Origin of the sequence: Herbiconiux daphne (assembly GCF_024979295.1) — a bacterium.
GTDB lineage: Bacteria > Actinomycetota > Actinomycetes > Actinomycetales > Microbacteriaceae > Herbiconiux > Herbiconiux daphnes.
Genome location: NZ_JANLCJ010000079.1, coordinates 1 through 1,561 on the forward strand (window position 1 = coordinate 1; position 1,561 = coordinate 1,561).

The window sequence follows — 1,561 nt, forward strand, 5'->3', positions numbered from 1 at the left end:
GTGAGTTACGATACACGCACCAGTCACCACCTTCGACGGGACGACGTGCGTCTTCGTCAATGTGGTAAATCCATGCGGTAAGGGTATCGCCGTTGTCCAGAGTCACTGGAACTTCGGTACGGTTATAGAAGTGCGGATAACCTTCAAGGCGATCATACGGGCCTTCAAGGCCACCTTCAATATTGGTTTCGTACACTTCAACACGAACAGGAGTTTCCTGATCAGTGTGTACCAGAGAGATGCTTGGGAAAGAACCCAGGTCATACAGATTATACGGACGATCAGTATTACCCAGACCAACCAGTTCACCACCAGCCATCTGATTTACACGAGTATTGTGCATACCACGACGCAGTGAACCATAAGTTGCTACGAAACATTTACCTTCAGCGGGAGTTTTGACAGACATTGAATTTGTCTCTTTGATTAAATCATTTTTAAAGGAGGGTCATTAGTATATACATGACCCCATAAACTGGATGACAAAAATTACACGAGATCGGTAACTTTTTTCTCAGTAGTTTTTACCACTTTCGTTACAGTTTCAACTTTACGAACCAGCTGAGCCACATAGAAAGTTTTACCGTGACGAGCGTGCATCTGTTCAGCAATGCTATTGGACATAGCACGACCTTCCATGATTACACGAGGCGGAATATTGCTATCAGGTGCCCACAGAATGAACTTACCGCCAGTCTGCTGTGGAGCATCATTGATATGCGCATTCATGCCCTGATTTGGTGCAGGCTTGCCATCCAGAAGAGCCACTACGTTTTCACGGTATGCGTTGGCATACTCATCTTTACGCAGCATCAGCATACCATCGAAGCCAGCTTCTTTCAGCACTTCACGGATATCGCCGTTGGTGATCAGACCGTTGGTGCGGCTCATTGGGTAAGTTTTCAGATAGCGACCAACATCATCATAGGTCACTACCGCGCCTTTGCTGCTGACGTTAACGAAAGCAACAGGTTTATTACAACCGCCCATCAGGATGAGAGAATCACCCATATTGAAACCGATTTTGTAATTGGCAATCTCACGATCACCAACTAACAGCATCAGTTTGTATTTGTTGTTATCTGGTTTTGATAGTTGGGTGACTTTCTCTTGAAGAAGAGTGATTTCACGGGCCAGATTGTTAATCGTGGTTTCACGATCATCATTTTCAACCCAGAAGGATAGACCAGCTTCAGTCTGTCGGCTGTGATTGGCAGTTCTATTACGCAGTTCACGAATAGTCATACCATAGTTAGGGCGGAAAGTATCAGTGAAAAGGAATGTACCATTTTCATCTGGGCTATACTCAACCACACCGATACGAGGACTCAGCAGAGTTACCTTAGCAGTAAGTTTCTGACCCCGTTTAGTGTAATACACCCCACCAGTTCTGGCGATGTCATTGTAACTGAATTTTGGATCGAGTTTTGACATTGACATTATTTGTCAGCCTTCTTAACAACTTCAACAACAGAACGTGCTGGGAAGTAAGCCACCAGCACAGCAGGTTTGCCGGATTCGGCACGGGTATCAAAGCGCACTGAATGCGGATCGATGGTCA

At 45.4% G+C, this 1,561-nt stretch carries 2 protein-coding genes; both read right to left on the reverse strand.

What is annotated here, in order from left to right:
• Positions 1-409: gamma-glutamylcyclotransferase family protein (locus tag N1032_RS23015; protein ID WP_259542651.1), on the reverse strand; the 409-nt coding region annotated here is incomplete at its 3' end.
• An 80-nt stretch (positions 410-489) separates the two neighbouring features.
• A complete protein-coding gene (locus N1032_RS23020; protein WP_259542653.1) occupies positions 490-1,434 on the reverse strand; it encodes a hypothetical protein in 945 nt (314 codons plus the stop codon).
• Positions 1,435-1,561 lie beyond the last annotated feature (127 nt).

Coding starts and splice junctions, on each gene's coding strand:
- N1032_RS23020 (WP_259542653.1), bottom strand. CDS start 1,434: ATGTCAAAACTCGATCCAAAATTCAGTTACAATGACATCGCCAGAACT.